The 16819-nt window shown below is 65.6% G+C and carries 14 protein-coding genes and 1 riboswitch; of the genes, 8 read left to right on the top strand and 6 right to left on the bottom strand.

The genetic code is table 11. The features are described from left to right. Positions 1-29: 29 nt before the first annotated feature. Together OSH12_RS11330 and OSH12_RS11335 are read right to left on the bottom strand one after the other, a co-directional pair. Positions 30-545, bottom strand: a complete 516-nt coding sequence (locus OSH12_RS11330; protein ID WP_266343652.1) for a hypothetical protein — start codon at positions 543-545, stop codon at positions 30-32. Between the two features lie 11 nt (positions 546-556). After that, complete coding sequence (locus OSH12_RS11335; RefSeq protein ID WP_266343653.1) at positions 557-883, bottom strand: hypothetical protein; 327 nt, start codon at positions 881-883, stop codon at positions 557-559. 316 nt (positions 884-1199) lie between these two features. Here OSH12_RS11335 and ada point away from each other — a divergent pair, with 316 nt between their 5' ends. Then, positions 1200-2309 (top strand): bifunctional DNA-binding transcriptional regulator/O6-methylguanine-DNA methyltransferase Ada, encoded by a 1110-nt coding sequence (gene ada, locus OSH12_RS11340; RefSeq protein WP_266343654.1) that lies wholly within the window; start codon positions 1200-1202, stop codon positions 2307-2309. After that, a complete protein-coding gene (locus OSH12_RS11345) occupies positions 2306-2860 on the top strand; it encodes a methylated-DNA--[protein]-cysteine S-methyltransferase (RefSeq protein ID WP_266343655.1) in 555 nt (184 codons plus the stop codon). The genes ada and OSH12_RS11345 overlap by 4 nt, the downstream gene beginning before the upstream one ends. On the opposite strand, the gene OSH12_RS11350 is transcribed toward OSH12_RS11345, so the two are convergent. Continuing rightward, on the bottom strand, positions 2852-3349 hold the full coding sequence (locus tag OSH12_RS11350; protein WP_266343656.1) for a MarR family winged helix-turn-helix transcriptional regulator: 498 nt from the start codon (positions 3347-3349) through the stop codon (positions 2852-2854). The two genes, OSH12_RS11345 and OSH12_RS11350, sit on opposite strands and share 9 nt — an antisense overlap. 83 nt (positions 3350-3432) lie before the next feature. Between OSH12_RS11350 and OSH12_RS11355 the strand changes: the two genes are divergently transcribed. From OSH12_RS11355 to OSH12_RS11365, 3 genes are all read left to right on the top strand, one after another. Continuing rightward, positions 3433-4374 carry an EamA family transporter gene (locus OSH12_RS11355; protein ID WP_266343657.1) on the top strand — a complete coding sequence of 314 codons (942 nt, stop codon included), beginning with the start codon at positions 3433-3435 and terminating at the stop codon, positions 4372-4374. Beyond that, positions 4371-4736 (top strand): DUF488 domain-containing protein, encoded by a 366-nt coding sequence (locus tag OSH12_RS11360; protein WP_266343658.1) that lies wholly within the window; start codon positions 4371-4373, stop codon positions 4734-4736. Before OSH12_RS11355 ends, OSH12_RS11360 begins: the two co-directional genes overlap by 4 nt. 134 nt (positions 4737-4870) lie before the next feature. Further along, positions 4871-6709: a heavy metal translocating P-type ATPase gene (locus OSH12_RS11365; RefSeq protein WP_266343659.1), complete on the top strand. Its 1839-nt coding sequence runs from the start codon at positions 4871-4873 to the stop codon at positions 6707-6709. 86 nt (positions 6710-6795) lie between these two features. On the opposite strand, the gene metE is transcribed toward OSH12_RS11365, so the two are convergent. Together metE and OSH12_RS11375 are read right to left on the bottom strand one after the other, a co-directional pair. Then, on the bottom strand, positions 6796-9159 hold the full coding sequence (gene metE / locus OSH12_RS11370) for a 5-methyltetrahydropteroyltriglutamate--homocysteine S-methyltransferase (RefSeq protein ID WP_266343660.1): 2364 nt from the start codon (positions 9157-9159) through the stop codon (positions 6796-6798). A 107-nt stretch (positions 9160-9266) separates the two neighbouring features. Continuing rightward, positions 9267-9493, bottom strand: a riboswitch (cobalamin riboswitch). A 60-nt stretch (positions 9494-9553) separates the two neighbouring features. After that, positions 9554-9904, bottom strand: coding sequence for an ArsC family reductase (locus tag OSH12_RS11375; RefSeq protein WP_266343661.1), 351 nt, complete (start codon positions 9902-9904; stop codon positions 9554-9556). A gap of 267 nt (positions 9905-10171) precedes the next feature. Here OSH12_RS11375 and OSH12_RS11380 point away from each other — a divergent pair, with 267 nt between their 5' ends. From OSH12_RS11380 to OSH12_RS11390, 3 genes are all read left to right on the top strand, one after another. Then, positions 10172-11611: an efflux transporter outer membrane subunit gene (locus tag OSH12_RS11380; RefSeq protein ID WP_266343662.1), complete on the top strand. Its 1440-nt coding sequence runs from the start codon at positions 10172-10174 to the stop codon at positions 11609-11611. 111 nt (positions 11612-11722) lie between these two features. Beyond that, positions 11723-12946, top strand: coding sequence for an efflux RND transporter periplasmic adaptor subunit (locus tag OSH12_RS11385; RefSeq protein ID WP_266343663.1), 1224 nt, complete (start codon positions 11723-11725; stop codon positions 12944-12946). Positions 12947-12950: 4 nt separating this feature from the next. Further along, positions 12951-14927, top strand: a complete 1977-nt coding sequence (locus tag OSH12_RS11390; protein ID WP_266343664.1) for a MacB family efflux pump subunit — start codon at positions 12951-12953, stop codon at positions 14925-14927. Positions 14928-15107: 180 nt separating this feature from the next. Here the strand turns inward: OSH12_RS11390 and OSH12_RS11395 are convergent, their stop codons facing one another. Further along, a complete protein-coding gene (locus OSH12_RS11395) occupies positions 15108-16736 on the bottom strand; it encodes an ABC-F family ATP-binding cassette domain-containing protein (protein WP_266343665.1) in 1629 nt (542 codons plus the stop codon). Positions 16737-16819 lie beyond the last annotated feature (83 nt).

Here is a 16819-nt window from a genome sequence, read left to right on the forward strand (position 1 = left end):
CGGCAGCGCCCAATCAGACGCCCCACCCCCTACTCCATAAACACCGGCGTGCCGTCCGGCTCTGCCTTCAGCTTGGCGGCGGCGGCGCAGAAGTCTGGCTTGTCGCCATGGGCTTCGGCGATGAACAGGCCGTAGCGGGCGCCGAAGGCGACGAGGATGGCGGTCTTGCGTTCCTCGGCCTGCTCGTCGGTCAGCTCCTTGTCGCCACTGGCAATCACGTCGCCGATCGCCTTGCCAAACGTTTCCTTGGCGAGGCCGTGGCCGTCGCAGACGCGGACCGCCGCCGCCTGGAAGGCGAGGTTGTTCAGCGCCGCGAACTGGGCGTCGGCGAGGATGGCGCCCTCGGTCTCGAGGAAATCGGCCCAGGCAGCATCCGCGCGGTCATTGTCGGCGTCGGGCGCGGGCGCGGTGGCGCCGGCCGGTGGCTCCGGCGCGACATTCGCCGTCTGGGCGAAGGCAGGTGCGGCGGCGAAGAGGGTCACGAGAGCAGCAGCGGCGAACGCGCCGCGGATCGCGCGGGCTTTCCAGAAGGAATGTGCGAGCATGATGTTTCTCCTCAGTGGCCGTAGACGCGCCAGGTCCAGTTGCTGCTATAGGCGCCGCCATTGTTGTAGCAGGCACGCTGGTCGGGGTAGCAGATCACCCCACCGGCGGGCGAGAACGGCGCCGGCGGGCGATAGCTCGGCGGCGGCGGCACGCCGTAGACATTCTGGTTGCGGTTGGCGCTGTCGGCGATCGCCGCGCCGACGGCAAGGCCGGCGATACCGCCGATGATCGCGGCGGTATTCTGCCCGTTCCTCGCTTCGCTGGGCGCGCTATGCGCCATCAGCAGGGCTGGCGCGACCAGCGCGGCGGCCATGAGGTTTTTGAACCTGATTTTCATCCCAGTCCCCTGACTTTGAACCAATCGACACATTGAGCATGGCAGCGCGGGCAGGGTCAATCGGCGGCAACCTCCGATTTCATTGCCAAAGTGAGCGCGACCTGGCTTGCCGGCGAGATACCGGGACCAGGATCGATGCGCCGGCCGGCACGCGGCTTTGTGACGGCTGCGAAACGGGGGCGTCCATGGGCATCGCTCGGCCTGCAGGTTGCATGCAAGCGGCCGGCAACAAGCTGACTTCGAAAGCAAGGCGCGGAGTGCGGGCGCGTCGGGCAGGGCCTACCTCTGGGGCATCATCCATGCGAAGGATAAAGCCATGGCCCACGCCCTCCACCAGAGCGCCCCTGCCCCCGAGGCCAAGTCCGGGGCAAACACCGCCGCGCCGACAGAACTCGATCCGCGCTGGCAGGCCGTCCTTGCCCGCGACCGCGCCTATGATGGCGCGTTCGTGCTGGCGGTGCGTACGACCGGCATCTATTGCCGGCCCTCCTGCCCGGCCCGGCACGCCAAGCCGCAGAACGTCGGCTTTTTCGCGACCTGCGAGGAAGCGGAAGCGGCCGGGTTCCGCGCCTGCCGCCGCTGCACGCCGAACACGGCATCGCTCGCCGAGCAGCATGCAGCGACCGTAGAAAGGGCCTGCCGGACGATCGAGGAAGCCGAGGAAGTGCCGTCGCTGGCAAATCTTGCTGCCTCGGTCGGCATGAGCGCGTTCCATTTCCACCGCATCTTCAAGGCGCTGACCGGCCTGACGCCAAAAACCTATGCGGCGGCGCACCGGGCCTCTCGCGCCAGGGCGCAGCTTTCGCGCCGCGAGGGCAGCGTCACAGAGGCGATCTATGATGCCGGCTTCAATTCGAGCGGCCGCTTCTATGCGACGTCGAACGCCGTGCTCGGCATGACGCCGACGACGTTTCGCGCCGGCGGCGCGGATACCGATATCCGGTTCGCGATTGGACAGTGTTCGATGGGCGCCATCCTCGTCGCCATCAGCGACAAGGGCATTTGCGCGATCTCGATGGGCGATGACCCGGACCAACTGGCGCGCGAGCTGCAGGATCGGTTTCCCAAGGCCAATCTGATCGGCGGCGACGCCCCATTTGAAAAGATGGTGGCGCAGGTGATCGGCTTCGTCGAAGCGCCGAAACTCGGGCTCGATCTGCCGCTCGACGTGCGCGGCACGGCGTTCCAGCAGCGGGTCTGGCAGGCGCTGCGCGAGGTGCCGCCCGGCGAGACGGTGAGCTATCTCGACATCGCAAGGCGCATCGGCGCGCCCAAGGCGGTGCGGGCGGTGGCGGGCGCGTGTGCCGCCAACGCCATCGCGGTGGCGATCCCCTGCCATCGCGTGGTCAAGAACGACGGCGCGCTTTCCGGCTATCGCTGGGGCGTCGAGCGCAAGGCCGCGCTGCTGGAGAAGGAACAGGCATGAATTTTCATGCCCTCACGGCCGGGCGGCAGAAGATGCGGCTGACGATGGAAACCATCTCGACGCCAATCGGCGACATGCGGCTCGCGGCCGACGCAGACGGCTTTTTGCGCGCGGCGGATTTTGCTGATTGCGACGACAGGCTGGCGGCGCTGTTGCAGCGCCGGTTTGGCGTCGAGGGTTTTTCGCTGACGCCCGGAAAACTCGCCCCGGCGATCGGCGATGCCTTCGCCGCCTATTTCGAGGGCGAGATTTCCGCCATCGACCGGATCCAGGTGAAGACCGGCGGCACGGCGTTCCAGCAGACCGTCTGGCAGGCGTTGCGGGCCATAGCTCCGGGCAGTGCGCTCGCCTATGGCCGGCTGGCGGAGCAGCTTGGGAAACCGCAATCGGCCCGCGCGGTCGGCCATGCCAATGGCGCCAATCCGTTCAACATCGTCATCCCTTGTCACAGGCTGGTCGGCGCGAACGGCGCGCTGACCGGCTATGCCGGCGGCATCCATCGCAAGCGCTGGCTGCTTGACCACGAAGCGCGGCACGCGCCGTCAGCCTGACGCTCTCGCCGCGACGCCGGCGAGAAAGCTACGCAGCAACGGATCGAGCGCCGCCTGTTCTTCTTCCGGGAGGATGGAGAGCAGCCGCTTCTGCGTCTCGACATGCGACGTCACGGCGGCGTCAATGGTGGCGAACCCCGCCTCCGTCAGCGAGATGAGAAAGCTGCGGCGATCGTCGGGATTTGGCGCGCGCGCCACCAGGCCGGCCTTTTCGAGCTGATCGATGCGATTGGTGAGCGTGCCCGACGTGATCATCATCGTCGCCAGCAGATCGCCCGGCGAAAGGCTGTAGGGCGGGCCGGCGCGACGCAGCGGCGCCAAAACGTCGAAGCTCGCCGCCGTCAGCCCGAACTGGGCCAGATTGCGGTCCATTTCGCGCGTCAGATAATGCACGATCCGGCCAAGCCGGCCGATCGGTCCCATCGCCTCGACATCGAGGTCGGGTCGATGGCGGCGCCATTGCGCCTGGATTTCATCCACGGGATCCATGCCGCGACAGCGCCACAGAGATATCTTGACGTCAAGGCAATTCCACTTATCTTGACATCAAGATAAATCAGGAAAGCGCCGTCATGTCCCGCAATGTCGACCTGCTGCTGACGGCGATAGCCCCCGCGATCTGGGGCAGCACCTATCTGGTGACGACGGAGATGCTGCCGGCGGGATATCCGCTGACGGTTTCGGTGCTGCGCGCCCTGCCCGCCGGCCTGCTGCTCTTGCTGGCCGTTCGCCAGCTGCCGCATGGCATCTGGTGGCCCCGCGTCTTCGTTCTCGGCGCGCTGAATTTCTCGCTTTTCTGGGCGATGCTGTTCGTGGCGGCCTATCGGCTGCCCGGCGGCGTCGCGGCCACGGTCGGCGCGATCCAGCCGCTCATCGTGCTGTTTCTGGCGCGCGGATTGCTGGGTACGGCGATCCGGCCGCTCGCGGTGATCGCCGCGATCGTCGGGCTTGGCGGTGTGGCGCTGCTGATCCTGACGCCGCAGGCAACGCTCGATCCGGTTGGCGTCGCCGCAGGCCTCGGCAGCGCCCTGTCAATGGCCTGCGGCACCGTGCTGACCCGGCGCTGGCAACCGCCGGTCTCGCCACTGACATTCACCTCATGGCAGCTGACCGCCGGCGGAATCCTGCTGCTGCCCTTCGCGTTCTGGCTCGAACCGGCGCTCCCGCCATTGACGGTCACCAACATCGCCGGCTTCGCCTATCTGGGGCTGATCGGCGCCGCGCTGACCTACACGCTTTGGTTTCGCGGCATCAAGAGGCTTGGACCCGCCACCATCTCGCCGCTCGGCTTCATGAGCCCGCTCACCGCCGTTATCCTCGGCTGGTGGTGGCTCGACCAGACGCTGAGCCCGGCGCAGCTGATCGGTATGATCGCCGTGCTCGGCAGCATCTGGTTTGGCCAGCGGGCGCAGTTGCCGACGCCCATGGCAGTGGCGCCGATGGCGCACGCTGACGCAGCAATCCGTGGCTCCGGCTGGACGAAATGCCGGGAGCAGGGGAAGATCGGATCATGATCCGGCTCAAGCGCATCTATGATCCCGCTTCGCCCGACGATGGATTTCGCATCCTGGTCGACCGGCTCTGGCCGCGCGGCATCAGCAAGCAGCGCGCCGCCATCGATCTCTGGGCCCGCGATATCGCCCCTTCGAACGAGCTTCGGACCTGGTTCCACCACGAAGCAGCGAACTGGGACGAGTTCGTGGTCCGCTACCACGCCGAACTGGCCCTCCTGCCGGATGTCGTCGCATCCATGCGGCAGCAGTGCGCCGGACGAACCGTGACATTGCACTACGGAGCCAAGGATGAAATCCATAATCAGGCTGCGGTGTTGAAGCCAATCCTTGAATCAGAAGATCCGGCAGGGGACGACGCCTAGTTCTCTCCCCGCCCCCCATCGACAGCCATGTAAAAATGCGCTGCTGTCGCAGGAGGGCGGCCCAATCTGAGGCCGAGTCCCGCGCATAGGACCCAATGCCGATTCTGCGCGGTGCCCGGGGGATTTCGAGAGCCATGCCGCAGTCGCGAAAACCAATCTGGTCCAGCAATGTGGCCCTGCTTGCCGCAGCCCTCGGCGGGCTTTCGGCCGGCGTTCTGCTCTACCTTGTCGGCGGGCGCGGATCGGCCGAATTCGTCTGGGGCTTCGCGACCCTTCCTGTCCTCTTGAGCCTGCTCGTCCAGATCATCACGTCGCTACGGCGCGGCGATGCCGGACTGGACATCATCGCCGCGCTATCAATGGCGGCAGCGCTTGCCTTTGGCGAGCCGCTCGCCGCCAACGTCGTGGCGCTGATGTATGCCGGCGGCCAGTTCCTCGAGAATTATGCCGAGCGCCGCGCCCGTCATGAAATGACGGCCCTGCTTGGCCGCGTTGCGCGCACCGCGATGAAACATGACGGCGACGGCCTCCGCGAGGTCGCCATCGAGACGATCGAGCCCGGCGACCGGCTGCTGATCCGCCAGGGCGAGGTTTTGCCCGTGGATGGCACGATCGCCAGCGACAGCGCCGTCATCGACACGTCGGCGCTCACCGGCGAATCCCTGCCTGTGACGATTCTCCGGGATGGGGAAGCGCTGAGCGGTACGACGGCGGTCGAAAAACCCTTCGATCTCGTCGCGCTGCGGCCCGCCGCCGACAGCGCCTATGCCGGCATCGTCCGGCTGGTCGAGATGGCGCAGGCATCGAAAGCGCCGTCCGTCCGCCTCGCCGATCGCTATGCGCTTTGGTTCCTGGCGTTCACGCTGCTGCTCTCCGGCGGCGCCTGGATCTGGACCGGCGATCCGATCCGCGCCTTGGCCGTGCTGGTGGTGGCGACGCCCTGCCCGCTGATCCTGGCCGCTCCCGTCGCGATCATCGCCGGCATTTCGCGGGCCGCGAAAATGGGCGTCCTGGTCAAGGGCGGCGACGCGCTGGAAGCGCTGGCCCGGGCCCGCGTCGCCGTGCTCGACAAGACAGGTACGCTGACGCATGGCCACGCCGAGCTTCGTGACATCTGGGCGGCACCCGGCTTCGAGGCGGACGAAGTCTTGCGGCTGGCGGCCTCGCTCGATCAGGCCTCGGCCCATGTGATGGCGACGGCGCTGATCGACGCGGCACGCGCACGAGACCTCCGGCTATCGACGCCTACCGACATTCAGGAGCAGGCGGGCTCGGGGCTTGTCGGCTCCGTCGATGGCAGAGCGGTCGCCGTTGGCGGCACGAACTTTGCCCGAGACCAGGTACGAAGGGATGGCCGGATCGCCAAGCCGGTGTTCCCCGGCAGCACGGCCACGATCGACGTCGTGGTCGATGGGACGCTCGCCGGCGTGCTGGTGCTTTCGGATCCGCTGCGTGACGACGCCGAGACGGTGATCCAGCGCCTGCGCAAGGCTGGCATCGACCGCATCGTGCTCGCCACGGGCGACCGCGCCGCCGTTGCTCGCCCCCTGGTCGCGCAACTCAAGCTCGACGAGCTGAAGGCCGATCTGTCGCCGCAGGCCAAGGTCGACGTCGTGATGGCAGCCCGGGCTATCGGCCCGGTCATGATGGTGGGTGACGGCGTCAACGACTCGCCCGCTCTGGCGGTTGCCGATGTCGGCGTCGCCATGGGCGCACGGGGCGCTGCCGCCTCGTCGCAATCCGCCGATATTGTCCTGATGGTCGATCGGCTCGACCGACTTGCCGATGCGATCGGCATCGCGCACCGCTCGCGCCGGATCGCCCTGCAAAGCGTCCTCGCCGGCATAGGGCTTTCCGTAGTCGCGATGCTTTTCGCGGCACTCGGCTATTTGCAGCCGCTGCAAGGCGCCCTGTTGCAGGAAGTGATCGACGTCGCCGTCATCCTCAACGCTTTGAGAGCTTTGCGAGCTTAGCCTCTCAAGCCTTTGACAAGGCTTTGCTTTGGACCAACCGCACCGAGGCATTTACCTCGGCGCGGTCAGATTGAGCGGAGCCGACGTTACTCGGCGGCTTCGGCGAAGCGCGAGCGTAACTGATGCGCGGCGGCCACCATGTTGACCAGCGCCGGGCGGACTTCCTCCCACTTGCGGGTCTTCAGGCCGCAGTCCGGGTTGACCCAGATCTGCCCCGCCTGCAACCGCTCGCTTGCCCTGTCGAGCAGTTCGGTCATCTCGGCCACGGCCGGGACTCGCGGCGAATGGATGTCATAGACCCCCGGGCCGATGTCGTTGGGATAGCTGTCGCTGACGAAGGCATCGAGCAGTTCCATCTTCGAGCGCGACGTCTCGATCGAGATCACGTCGGCGTCCATCGCGGCGATGGCATCGATGATGTCGTTGAACTCCGAGTAGCACATGTGGGTATGGACCTGGGTCCGGTCCGCCACGCCCGAGGCGCAGAGGCGGAAGCTCTCGACGGCCCAATCGAGGTAGTGGCCCCATTCGCCACGTCGCAACGGCAGCCCCTCGCGAAGCGCCGCCTCGTCGATCTGGATCATCTGCGCGCCCGCCTTCTCGAGATCCTGCACTTCGTCGCGAATGGCGAGCGCGATCTGGCGGCAGGCGACGCTGCGGGAAACGTCGTCGCGCACGAACGACCAGTTCAGGATCGTCACCGGCCCCGTCAGCATGCCCTTCATCGGCTTGGTCGTGATCGACTGGGCATAGGCCCACCAGTCGACCGTCATCGGCTTCGGTCGCGACACGTCGCCGAACAGGATCGGCGGGCGCACATAGCGCGAGCCATAGCTCTGCACCCAGCCGGACTTGGTGAAGGCGAAGCCGGCAAGCTGCTCGCCGAAATACTGCACCATGTCGTTGCGCTCGAATTCGCCATGCACGAGCACGTCGAGGCCGATTTCTTCCTGCCAACGAATGGCTGCCTCGGTTTCCCGGCGCAGGAACGCTTCATAGGCGACCGGGGCCAGTGTTCCCTTGGCATGCGCCGCGCGCGCCTTCCGCACATCAACCGTCTGCGGGAACGATCCGATCGTCGTCGTGGGGAAGGCCGGCAGGTTCAGTATTTTCCGCTGCACCTCGGACCGGGTGGCAAACGGGCTGATCCGTCGGGTCTGTTCAACTGTAACGGCTTTGGTGCGGTCTGCGACCGCAGCGTCATGCACCCGGGGCGAGGTTGCGCGCGTGCTGGCTGCCAGCACGGAGGCGACGATCTTCTGGGTGACGCTCTGGCGACCGCCGGCAAGCGCCCGGCCAAGCGTCGCCAATTCGTCCATCTTCTGGACGGCAAAGGCGAGCCAGTTCTTCAGCTCGTCGTCGAGCCCCGTTTCCAGTTCGAGATCGATCGGCACATGCAGGAGGGAGCAGGAAGCAGCGATCTGGATATGATCCGAGCCGCGCCGCGCCACCACCGGCTCGAGCCGATCCAGCAAGGTCGCCAGATTGGCGCGCCAGATGTTGCGACCATCGATGACGCCGAGCGACAGGACGAGCCCGCGCGGCGCCTTATCCAGCACGGCGTCGAGCTGTTCGGGCGCACGGACCAGGTCGAGATGCAATCCGGCGACGGGAAGCTCGATCGCCGTATCGAGATTGTCACCCAGCGCGCCAAAATAGGTCGCGAGCATGAGCTTCAGCTTGGGCAACGCATAGGCGAACATACCATAGGCAACCCGCAGCGCCTGCCGCGTCTTCTCGTCGAGATCAAGGACAAGACAAGGCTCGTCGATCTGCACCCATTCAGCGCCGTTCGCCGCGAGACGGCGCAGCATCTCGACATAGACCGGCAGCAGCGAGGGCAGCAATAAAAGCGGATCGAGCGAGGCATCCTGGCTCTTGCCGAGCTTCAGATAGCTCACCGGTCCGAGCAGCACCGGCCGGGTATCGAAGCCCAGCGCCTTGGCTTCCAGATATTCGTCAAGCGGCTTGGTGGATGCGAGCGTGAAGCGCTGCCCCGCCGTGAATTCCGGCACCATGTAGTGATAGTTGGTGTCGAACCACTTCGTCATTTCCTGCGCTGGAACACCGGCGCCCTGATGAGACTTGCAGGTGCAGGAAGCGTCATGAGCCTCGACATTGGCCGCCCCCTGGCTACCCCGCGCCATGGCGAAATAGGTGTCGAGCGGTACAGGACCGCCGGTCCAGCCATAAGCGGCCGGGATCGCCCCGACCATGACGCTGGTGTCGAGCACGTGGTCGTAGAGCGAGAAATCATTCGACGGGATGGTGGTGACGCCAAGAGCGTGCTGGCGGGCCCAATTGGCGGCGCGGAGTGCCGCGGCGCTGGCGATCAGGTCGTCGGCGCCGGACTGGCCGGACCAGTAGCTTTCAAGTGCGGATTTGAGCTCGCGACGCGGACCGATCCGCGGCGTACCGAGCGTGCTGACAGAAAGAGAAGATCGAGACATCGGCTTACCCCAAATGCTTTGGGGGCAAAGGCCGAGCGGACGCATGCGAAGAGCCCCGGCGTCGAAGAACGGCGGGCGCAGGCGCACCACCGGGACACCCCGCCCAGGGACGTTAGGATGTCGCGGCAGGTCTCCTGGCTCACGGGTCGCCGCCCCGGTCCGGCCTTCCCGACACCTTGCGGTTTCAGTGACACGAATTGGACCCGGGCTCGCCGCTCACAGTTGCGGGGGCAGCTCCGGTATTGCCCGCCCCTTTGGGAGCAGACGCACCGGATTCCCTCTTAGCTCTGGCGCCGCGCAAACGGCCCAGAGAACCACGACGCCCTACTCCTAGGCCGGCGATGCGAACGCGTCAAGCATGATATAAAGATATCCTTATATCAGCATGTCGAGCCTACTTCAGCGCAACCTCGTAGGCTGCCGGCTTGAAGCCCGCCAGCAGACGGCCGTCGCCAAGATCGAGGATCGGTCGCTTGATCATGGATGGCTGCGCCAGCATCAGGTCGATCGCCTTGTCGGCATCGAGATCCTGCTTTTCGGCATCGCTGAGCTTGCGGAATGTCGTGCCGGCGCGGTTCAGGACGGTTTCCCAACCCAGTTCGCCAACCCAGCGATCGAGATGCGCACGATCGATCCCGACGGCCTTGTAGTCATGGAAATCGTAGGAAATGCCATTCGCATCAAGCCACTGCCGCGCCTTCTTCATCGTGTCGCAGTTCTTGATGCCGTAGATCGTGACGGTCACATCTCACTCCTGTCGCTGAGGTCGCCGAAGCGGTATCGATTCTCGATCCGATCATAAAGGTTGCCGCTCGCCACAGGACATCCCGCTCTTGAATCAGGGTGCATCGGCATGCGGCGATGCGCCTACGGTTGCGGCGTTGACCGGCCTCCGGGCCGCCCCCTATAGCTAGCCTTCATTACTAATCGCATGGATTCTCCCTTGATTGCTCAGAGGCTTCCGTACGCCGGCATAGCCGCCGCGCCGCGCTCGGGACCCTCTCGGGTTCGCATGGGTCTGACCCGCCTCGCGCTGCTCGCGCTGACGACGGCGCTGGCCGGTTGTGTCGTGGTCGGGCCGGATTACGAGAAACCCGCCCTATCGCTTCCGGCGAGTTGGGGCACAGCCAAGGCGGCCAAGCCGTCGAAGGCGCCGGAATTGTCGCAGTGGTGGCAACGCCTCGGCGATCCCCTGCTGGACGAACTGATCGATGAGGCGGTCGCCGACAATCTCGATGTCGCCAGCGCCAAGGCAAACATCCGCCAGGCGCGCGCCAGCTATCGCCAGAGCGTCGGAACGTTGTTTCCATCCGCCGATGGCGGCACATCGGCCAGCCGCAGCAAGAGCGGCGGCAATGTCTCGAGCCAGTTCCAGGCGGGGCTCGACGCGAGTTGGGAGTTGGACCTGTTCGGCGGCAACCGTCGCGGCGTCGAAGCCGCACGCTATGGCATGGACGCGGCCGAAGAAGAGTTGCGGGCGGCGCTCCTGACCATGATCGGCGACGTTGCCAGCAACTATGTTGCGGCACGGGGCTATCAGGCCCGAATCACGCTTGCGAAACGTACAGCCGCCTCCCAGCGCGAGACGGCGGCGATCACCCGCAACAAGTTCGAGGCAGGCGGGGCAACTGCTGCCGACGCCGCCACCGCCGACGGCCAGGCGAGCAGCACCGAAGCCGGCATTCCGTCGCTGGAAGCCGCCTATGCCGAGACGGTGCACCGCCTTTCCGTCCTGACCGGCCGCGCCCCCGGCGCCCTGGTCGAGCGCATGAAGAAGCCAAAACCGGTTCCGGCCCCTCGCCTGCCGATCCCGACCGGGATTCCGGCAGATATCCTGACGACACGTCCCGATGTCCGTCTCGCCGAGGCGGAATATGCGCGCGCCACGGCGAATATCGGCCAGGCGGAAGCGGCCCGCTATCCGAGCGCCAGCCTTACCGGCAACATCGCCACCAACGGCGCCAAGCTGGGCGACCTTGGCAAAAGCTCTTCCATCAGCTGGTTGTTCGGGCCGAGCCTGACCGTGCCGATCTTCAATGGCGGTCAGTTGAAGGCCGCCGTCGACGCCACCAAAGCGCAGCGCGACCAGAGCTTCATCGCCTATCAGGCGGCCGTGCTTACAGCGCTGGAAGACGTCGAGAATGCCATCGTCTCGCTGTCGCAGGAACGCATTCGCTCCGGCAAGCTGGCCTCGGCCGCCAAGTCCTATGGCGAGGCCAACACCGTCGCCAGGGCACTGTTCCAGTCCGGCTCGTCCAGCTTCCTCGACGTGCTGACCGCCGAACGGTCGCTCTATTCGGCGTCCGATGCGCTGATCGAAAGCCGCGTCGCCATCGCCACCGACTACATCGCGCTCAACAAGGCGCTGGGCGGCGGGTGGAATGGCGTCATCGACAGTTCCCGGCCGGTCATCGTCGACAAGCGAACGGGGCCACATCTTGCCCGGCAATAGTCGACGCCGGACCCGATCCTTTCACCACGACACCTCCCGGCCGATGCCGTGCGCCGTTCCATCGCGCACCCGGCTCCAGCGTGTCCTCCAGCCTCTTGGAAAGCGGCCCGCATGAGCAAGAATCCCAAAGGCAGAAAGTCCCGCCTGCCCCTGTTGATCATCGCGGTGATTGCGCTGGCCGCCGCTGGCTACACGTTTCGCGATCGCGTCACGGGAGAGAAAGCGCCTGCGATGATGACGGCGCGCGTCTCGACCGGCACGGTCGAAGAGACGGTGCTGGCAACCGGCACGCTGAAGCCCTCCAAGCTCGTCGCCGTCGGCGCGCAGGTTTCGGGTCGCGTCACCGCGCTCAAGGTCGAACTGGGCCAGCAGGTGACCAAGGGCGATCTGATCGCCGAGATCGATTCCGTCACCCAGGAAAACGCCCTGCGCACGGCGAAGGCCTCGCTCGCCAATGTCCGCGCCCAGCGCGTCGAGAAGGAAGCCTCGCTGCTACTCGCCGAGCAGACGCTGACGCGGCAGAAATCCATGCTGGCGCAAAAGGCTGTCTCGCAGGCCGATTTTGAAACCGCCCAGGCCAACGTCAAGACGACGCGCGCTCAGATAGAGGCGCTCGATGCCAGCATCATCGAAGCGGAAGTCGCGGTTTCGACCGCTGAAGCCAATCTGGGCTATACGCAGATCACCGCGCCGATCGATGGCACGGTGCTTTCCGTCGTCACCCAGGAAGGCCAGACGGTGAACGCGGCCCAATCCGCGCCAACCATCGTCATCATGGGCCAGCTCGATGTGATGACCGTCCGCGCCGAGATCTCCGAGGCCGATATCGTCCGGGTGAATGCCGGCCAGCCGATCTATTTCACCATCCTGAGCGATCCGGAGCGGCGCTATGAGGCGACGCTCGCCTCGATCGAACCGGCGCCGGAATCGATCCGCAGCGACAGCAGCTTCTCCACCTCCACGACGTCGAGTTCCACGTCGTCGACCTCTTCGGCGATCTACTACAACGGCATCTTCAACGTGCCGAACGAGGATGGCCGGCTGCGCACCTACATGACGGCGCAGGTGCATATCGTGCTCGGCCGGGCCGAGGATGCGCTCACCGTTCCGGCCGTAGCTCTCGGCCCGCGCAATGCCGATGGCACCTATACGGTGCGCGTCGTGGAGGATGACAAGATTACGACCCGACAGGTCGAGATCGGCCTGAACGACAAGGTCATCGCCGAGGTTCGTTCCGGCCTGCAGAAGGGCGACAAGGTTGTCACCGGTGAAGGATCCGCATCCGCCCCCGCTTCCGGCTCGCGCCGGATGGGCGGCCCGCCGATGGGATTCTAGGCCGATGCACGCGCCCACGGCCAACGAGCCGCTGATCACGCTATCGAACCTCCGGCGGGAATATCCGTCCGGCGAGGACACGATCGCCGTCCTGCGGGATATCGACCTTTCGATCGAGGCCGGCGAGATGGTCGCGATCGTCGGTGCCTCGGGCTCTGGCAAGTCGACGCTGATGAACATCCTCGGCTGCCTCGACCGGCCGACTACCGGCAGCTACCGCATTTCCGGCCGCGAGACGTCCTCGCTGGAGCCGGACGAATTGGCGGCGCTGCGGCGCGAGCATTTCGGCTTCATTTTCCAACGCTATCACCTGCTGGCCGAACTGACAGCACTCGGCAACGTCGAGATTCCGGCCGTCTATGCCGGCCAGTCGCCGCACGACCGGCAGGTTCGCGCCGCCGCCCTGCTCGGCCGCCTCGGCATGGCCGATCGCACCGATCACCGGCCCGGCCAGCTTTCCGGCGGCCAGCAGCAGCGCGTCTCGATCGCCCGCGCCCTGATGAACGGCGCCAACGTCATTCTCGCCGATGAGCCGACTGGCGCGCTCGACAAGCATAGCGGCGAAGAAGTGCTCCGGATCCTCGACGAGCTACATGCCGAGGGCAAGACGGTCATCATCGTCACCCACGACATGGCGGTTGCCGCGCGCGCCGAGCGCATCATCGAGATCAGCGACGGCGTCATCATTTCCGACACGCGCAAGGCGAAGGATCTTCCCGCCCAAGCCGCCGGTCGTGTCGCGACGCAGGAGCGCGAAACGGGCAGCCGCTGGACCTCGATCCTGGATCGCGGCCGCGAAGCGTTGCGGATGGCGGTGCTGTCGATGCGCGCCCACAAGCTGCGCACCTTCCTGACCATGCTTGGCATCATCATCGGCATCGCCTCGGTCGTCAGCGTCGTGGCGCTGGGCGAAGGCTCGCGCCAAAAAGTGCTCGCCAACATTTCCGGCCTCGGCACCAACACGCTGGAGATCTTTGCCGGCAAGGATTTTGGCGACATGCGCTCTGGCAAGATCACGACGCTGGTCGTGGCCGACGCCAACGAATTGTCGAAGCAGCCCTATGTCGCCGCCGTCACGCCGACCGTCTCGACATCGAGTTCCGTCCGGTTCGGCGCCAAGGAGGCGAGCGCGCTCGTCAACGGCGTCAGCGAGCAGTATTTCGCCGCCAAGGGCACGACACTCTCGGCCGGCCAGTTCTTCGACGCCGCCAGCGTCCGCTCGATGGCGCAGGACGTCGTCATCGACGAAAACACCCGCAAGGCGCTGTTCAGCGATTTTAACGGCAGCCCGGTCGGCCAGGTCATCCTGATCGGCCAGGTACCGGCGCGCATCGTCGGCGTGGCCAGGCCGCAGCAGGGCGGCTTCGGATCGAGCCAGAACCTGTCGCTGTTCATGCCCTACACCACAGTGCAGGCGCGTTTCCTCGGCAGCACGTCGCTACGCAGCATCACGGTGCGCGTCGCCGACGACGTCGCAACCGACCTCGCCGAAGCAGCCGTGACGACCTTCCTGACCCAGCGCCATGGCACCAAGGACTTCTTCGTCCTCAACACCGACGACATCCGCCAGACCATCACCTCGACGACGGCGACGCTGACGCTGCTGGTTGCCTCGATCGCGGTCATCTCGCTGATCGTCGGCGGCATCGGCGTCATGAACATCATGCTGGTGTCGGTGTCGGAGCGCGTCTCCGAGATCGGCGTGCGCATGGCCGTCGGCGCGCGACAGGGCGACATCCTGCAGCAATTCCTGATCGAGGCGATCCTTGTCTGCCTGATCGGAGGATTGATCGGCATCGGCACGGCGCTCGGCTTCGGCGCGCTCTTCAGCGCCTTCAGCTCGAATTTCAGCCTGATCTATTCGACGACGTCGATCGTCGTCGCCTTTTTCTGCTCCAGCCTGATCGGCGTCGTGTTCGGCTATCTGCCGGCCCGCAACGCCTCGCAACTCGACCCGGTCGTGGCGCTGGCGAAGGGCTGAGGCGTCGGCTTCGCGCCGACGCCCACAGAATGTCCTCTCACCTCTCCCTAAGGGAGAGGTCGGCTCGAAGTGCCGGGTGAGGGTTTAGGAAACCATCGGGTGAGGCCGTAAACCCTCACCCGCCGGCCTTCGGCCGTCGACCTCTCCCTCAGGGAGAGGTGAAGAAGATGCCTCGCGCGCTCAATCGCCCGGGTGCAGGCCCGGAGCTTCGCTGCCGGTGTTGGCGACATATTCAGTATAGCCGCCGCCATATTGGTGGATGCCCTCCGGTGTCAGTTCCAGCACGCGGTTGGACAGCGCCGCCAGGAAATGGCGGTCATGCGAAACGAAGATCATGGTGCCCTCGAATTCCTGGAGCGCCGCGATCAGCATTTCCTTGGTCGCCATGTCGAGATGGTTCGTCGGCTCGTCGAGCACGAGGAAGTTCGGCGGATCGAACAGCATCTTCGCCATGACCAGACGCGCCTTCTCGCCGCCTGATAGAACCCGGCAACGCTTGTCGATGTCGTCGCCGGAGAAGCCGAAGCAGCCGGCAAGCGCCCGCAGCGAGCCCTGCCCCGCCTGCGGGAACGTGCCTTCCAGCGACTCGAACACCGTCTCGTCGCCGTCCAGCAGTTCCATCGAATGCTGGGCGAAATAGCCCATCTTGACGCTGCCGCCGATCGTCACCGTGCCCTGATCGGGATCGGATGTGCCCGTGACCAGCTTCAGGAGCGTGGATTTTCCGGCGCCGTTGACGCCCAGAATGCACCAGCGCTCCTTGCGCTGGACCTGAAAGTCCAAGCCGGCATAGATCGACTGGCTGCCATAGCCCTTGTGAACATTCTTGAGGCTGACGACGTCGTCACCGGAACGCGGCGCCGGGCGGAATTCGAATTGCACCGACTGGCGGCGACGCGGCGGCTCGATCCGGTCGATCTTTTCGAGCTTCTTCACCCGGCTCTGCACCTGGGCGGCGTGCGAAGCGCGCGCCTTGAAGCGCTCGATGAACTTGATTTCCTTCGACAGCATGGCCTGCTGGCGCTCGAACTGCGCCTGGCGCTGCTTCTCGCCCAGCGCGCGCTGCTGCTCGTAGAAATCGTAATTGCCGGCATAGGTGGTGAGCGAACCGCCGTCGATCTCGACCACCTTGTTGACGATGCGGTTCATGAACTCGCGGTCATGCGAGGTCATCAGCAACACGCCGTCATATCCCTTCAGAAACTCTTCCAGCCAGATCAGGCTTTCGAGATCCAGATGGTTGCTCGGCTCGTCGAGGAACATGCCCTCAGGACGCATCAGCAGGATGCGGGCGAGCGCCACGCGCATCTTCCAGCCGCCGGAGAGACCGCCGACATCGCCGTCCATCCGCTCTTCGCTAAAGCGCAGGCCCGCCAGAACTTCACGAGCCCGGCCTTCCAGCGCATAGCCGTCCAGTTCCTCGAAGCGGCCCTGCACGTCGCCATAGCGCGTGACGATGGCGTCCATCTCGTCCATGCGGTCGGGATCGGCCATGGCGGCTTCGAGCTCGGCCATTTCGGCCGCCAGCTCGCTCACCGGCCCGGCGCCGTCCATCACGGCCGACACGGCGCTGCGACCCGACATCTCGCCAACATCCTGGCTGAAATAGCCGATGCTCACGCCCGGATCGATCGAGACCTGGCCGTCATCGGGCTTTTCCTCGCCCGTCATCATCCGGAAAAGCGTGGTCTTGCCCGCGCCATTGGGACCGACGAGCCCGACCTTCTCGCCCTTCAGAAGACTCATCGACGCGTCGATGAACAGGATCTGGTGGCCGTTCTGCTTGCTGATGTTATCGAGACGAATCATGGGTCCGCGGCATTTGGGAGGATCTGAAGCGGCCTTATAGCCATTCGAGAGCACTGGCCCAACTTTTGCGGCGGCAGTAGGGC

The sequence above is a fragment of the Kaistia terrae genome (genome assembly GCF_026344005.1).
Taxonomy (GTDB): domain Bacteria; phylum Pseudomonadota; class Alphaproteobacteria; order Rhizobiales; family Kaistiaceae; genus Kaistia; species Kaistia terrae.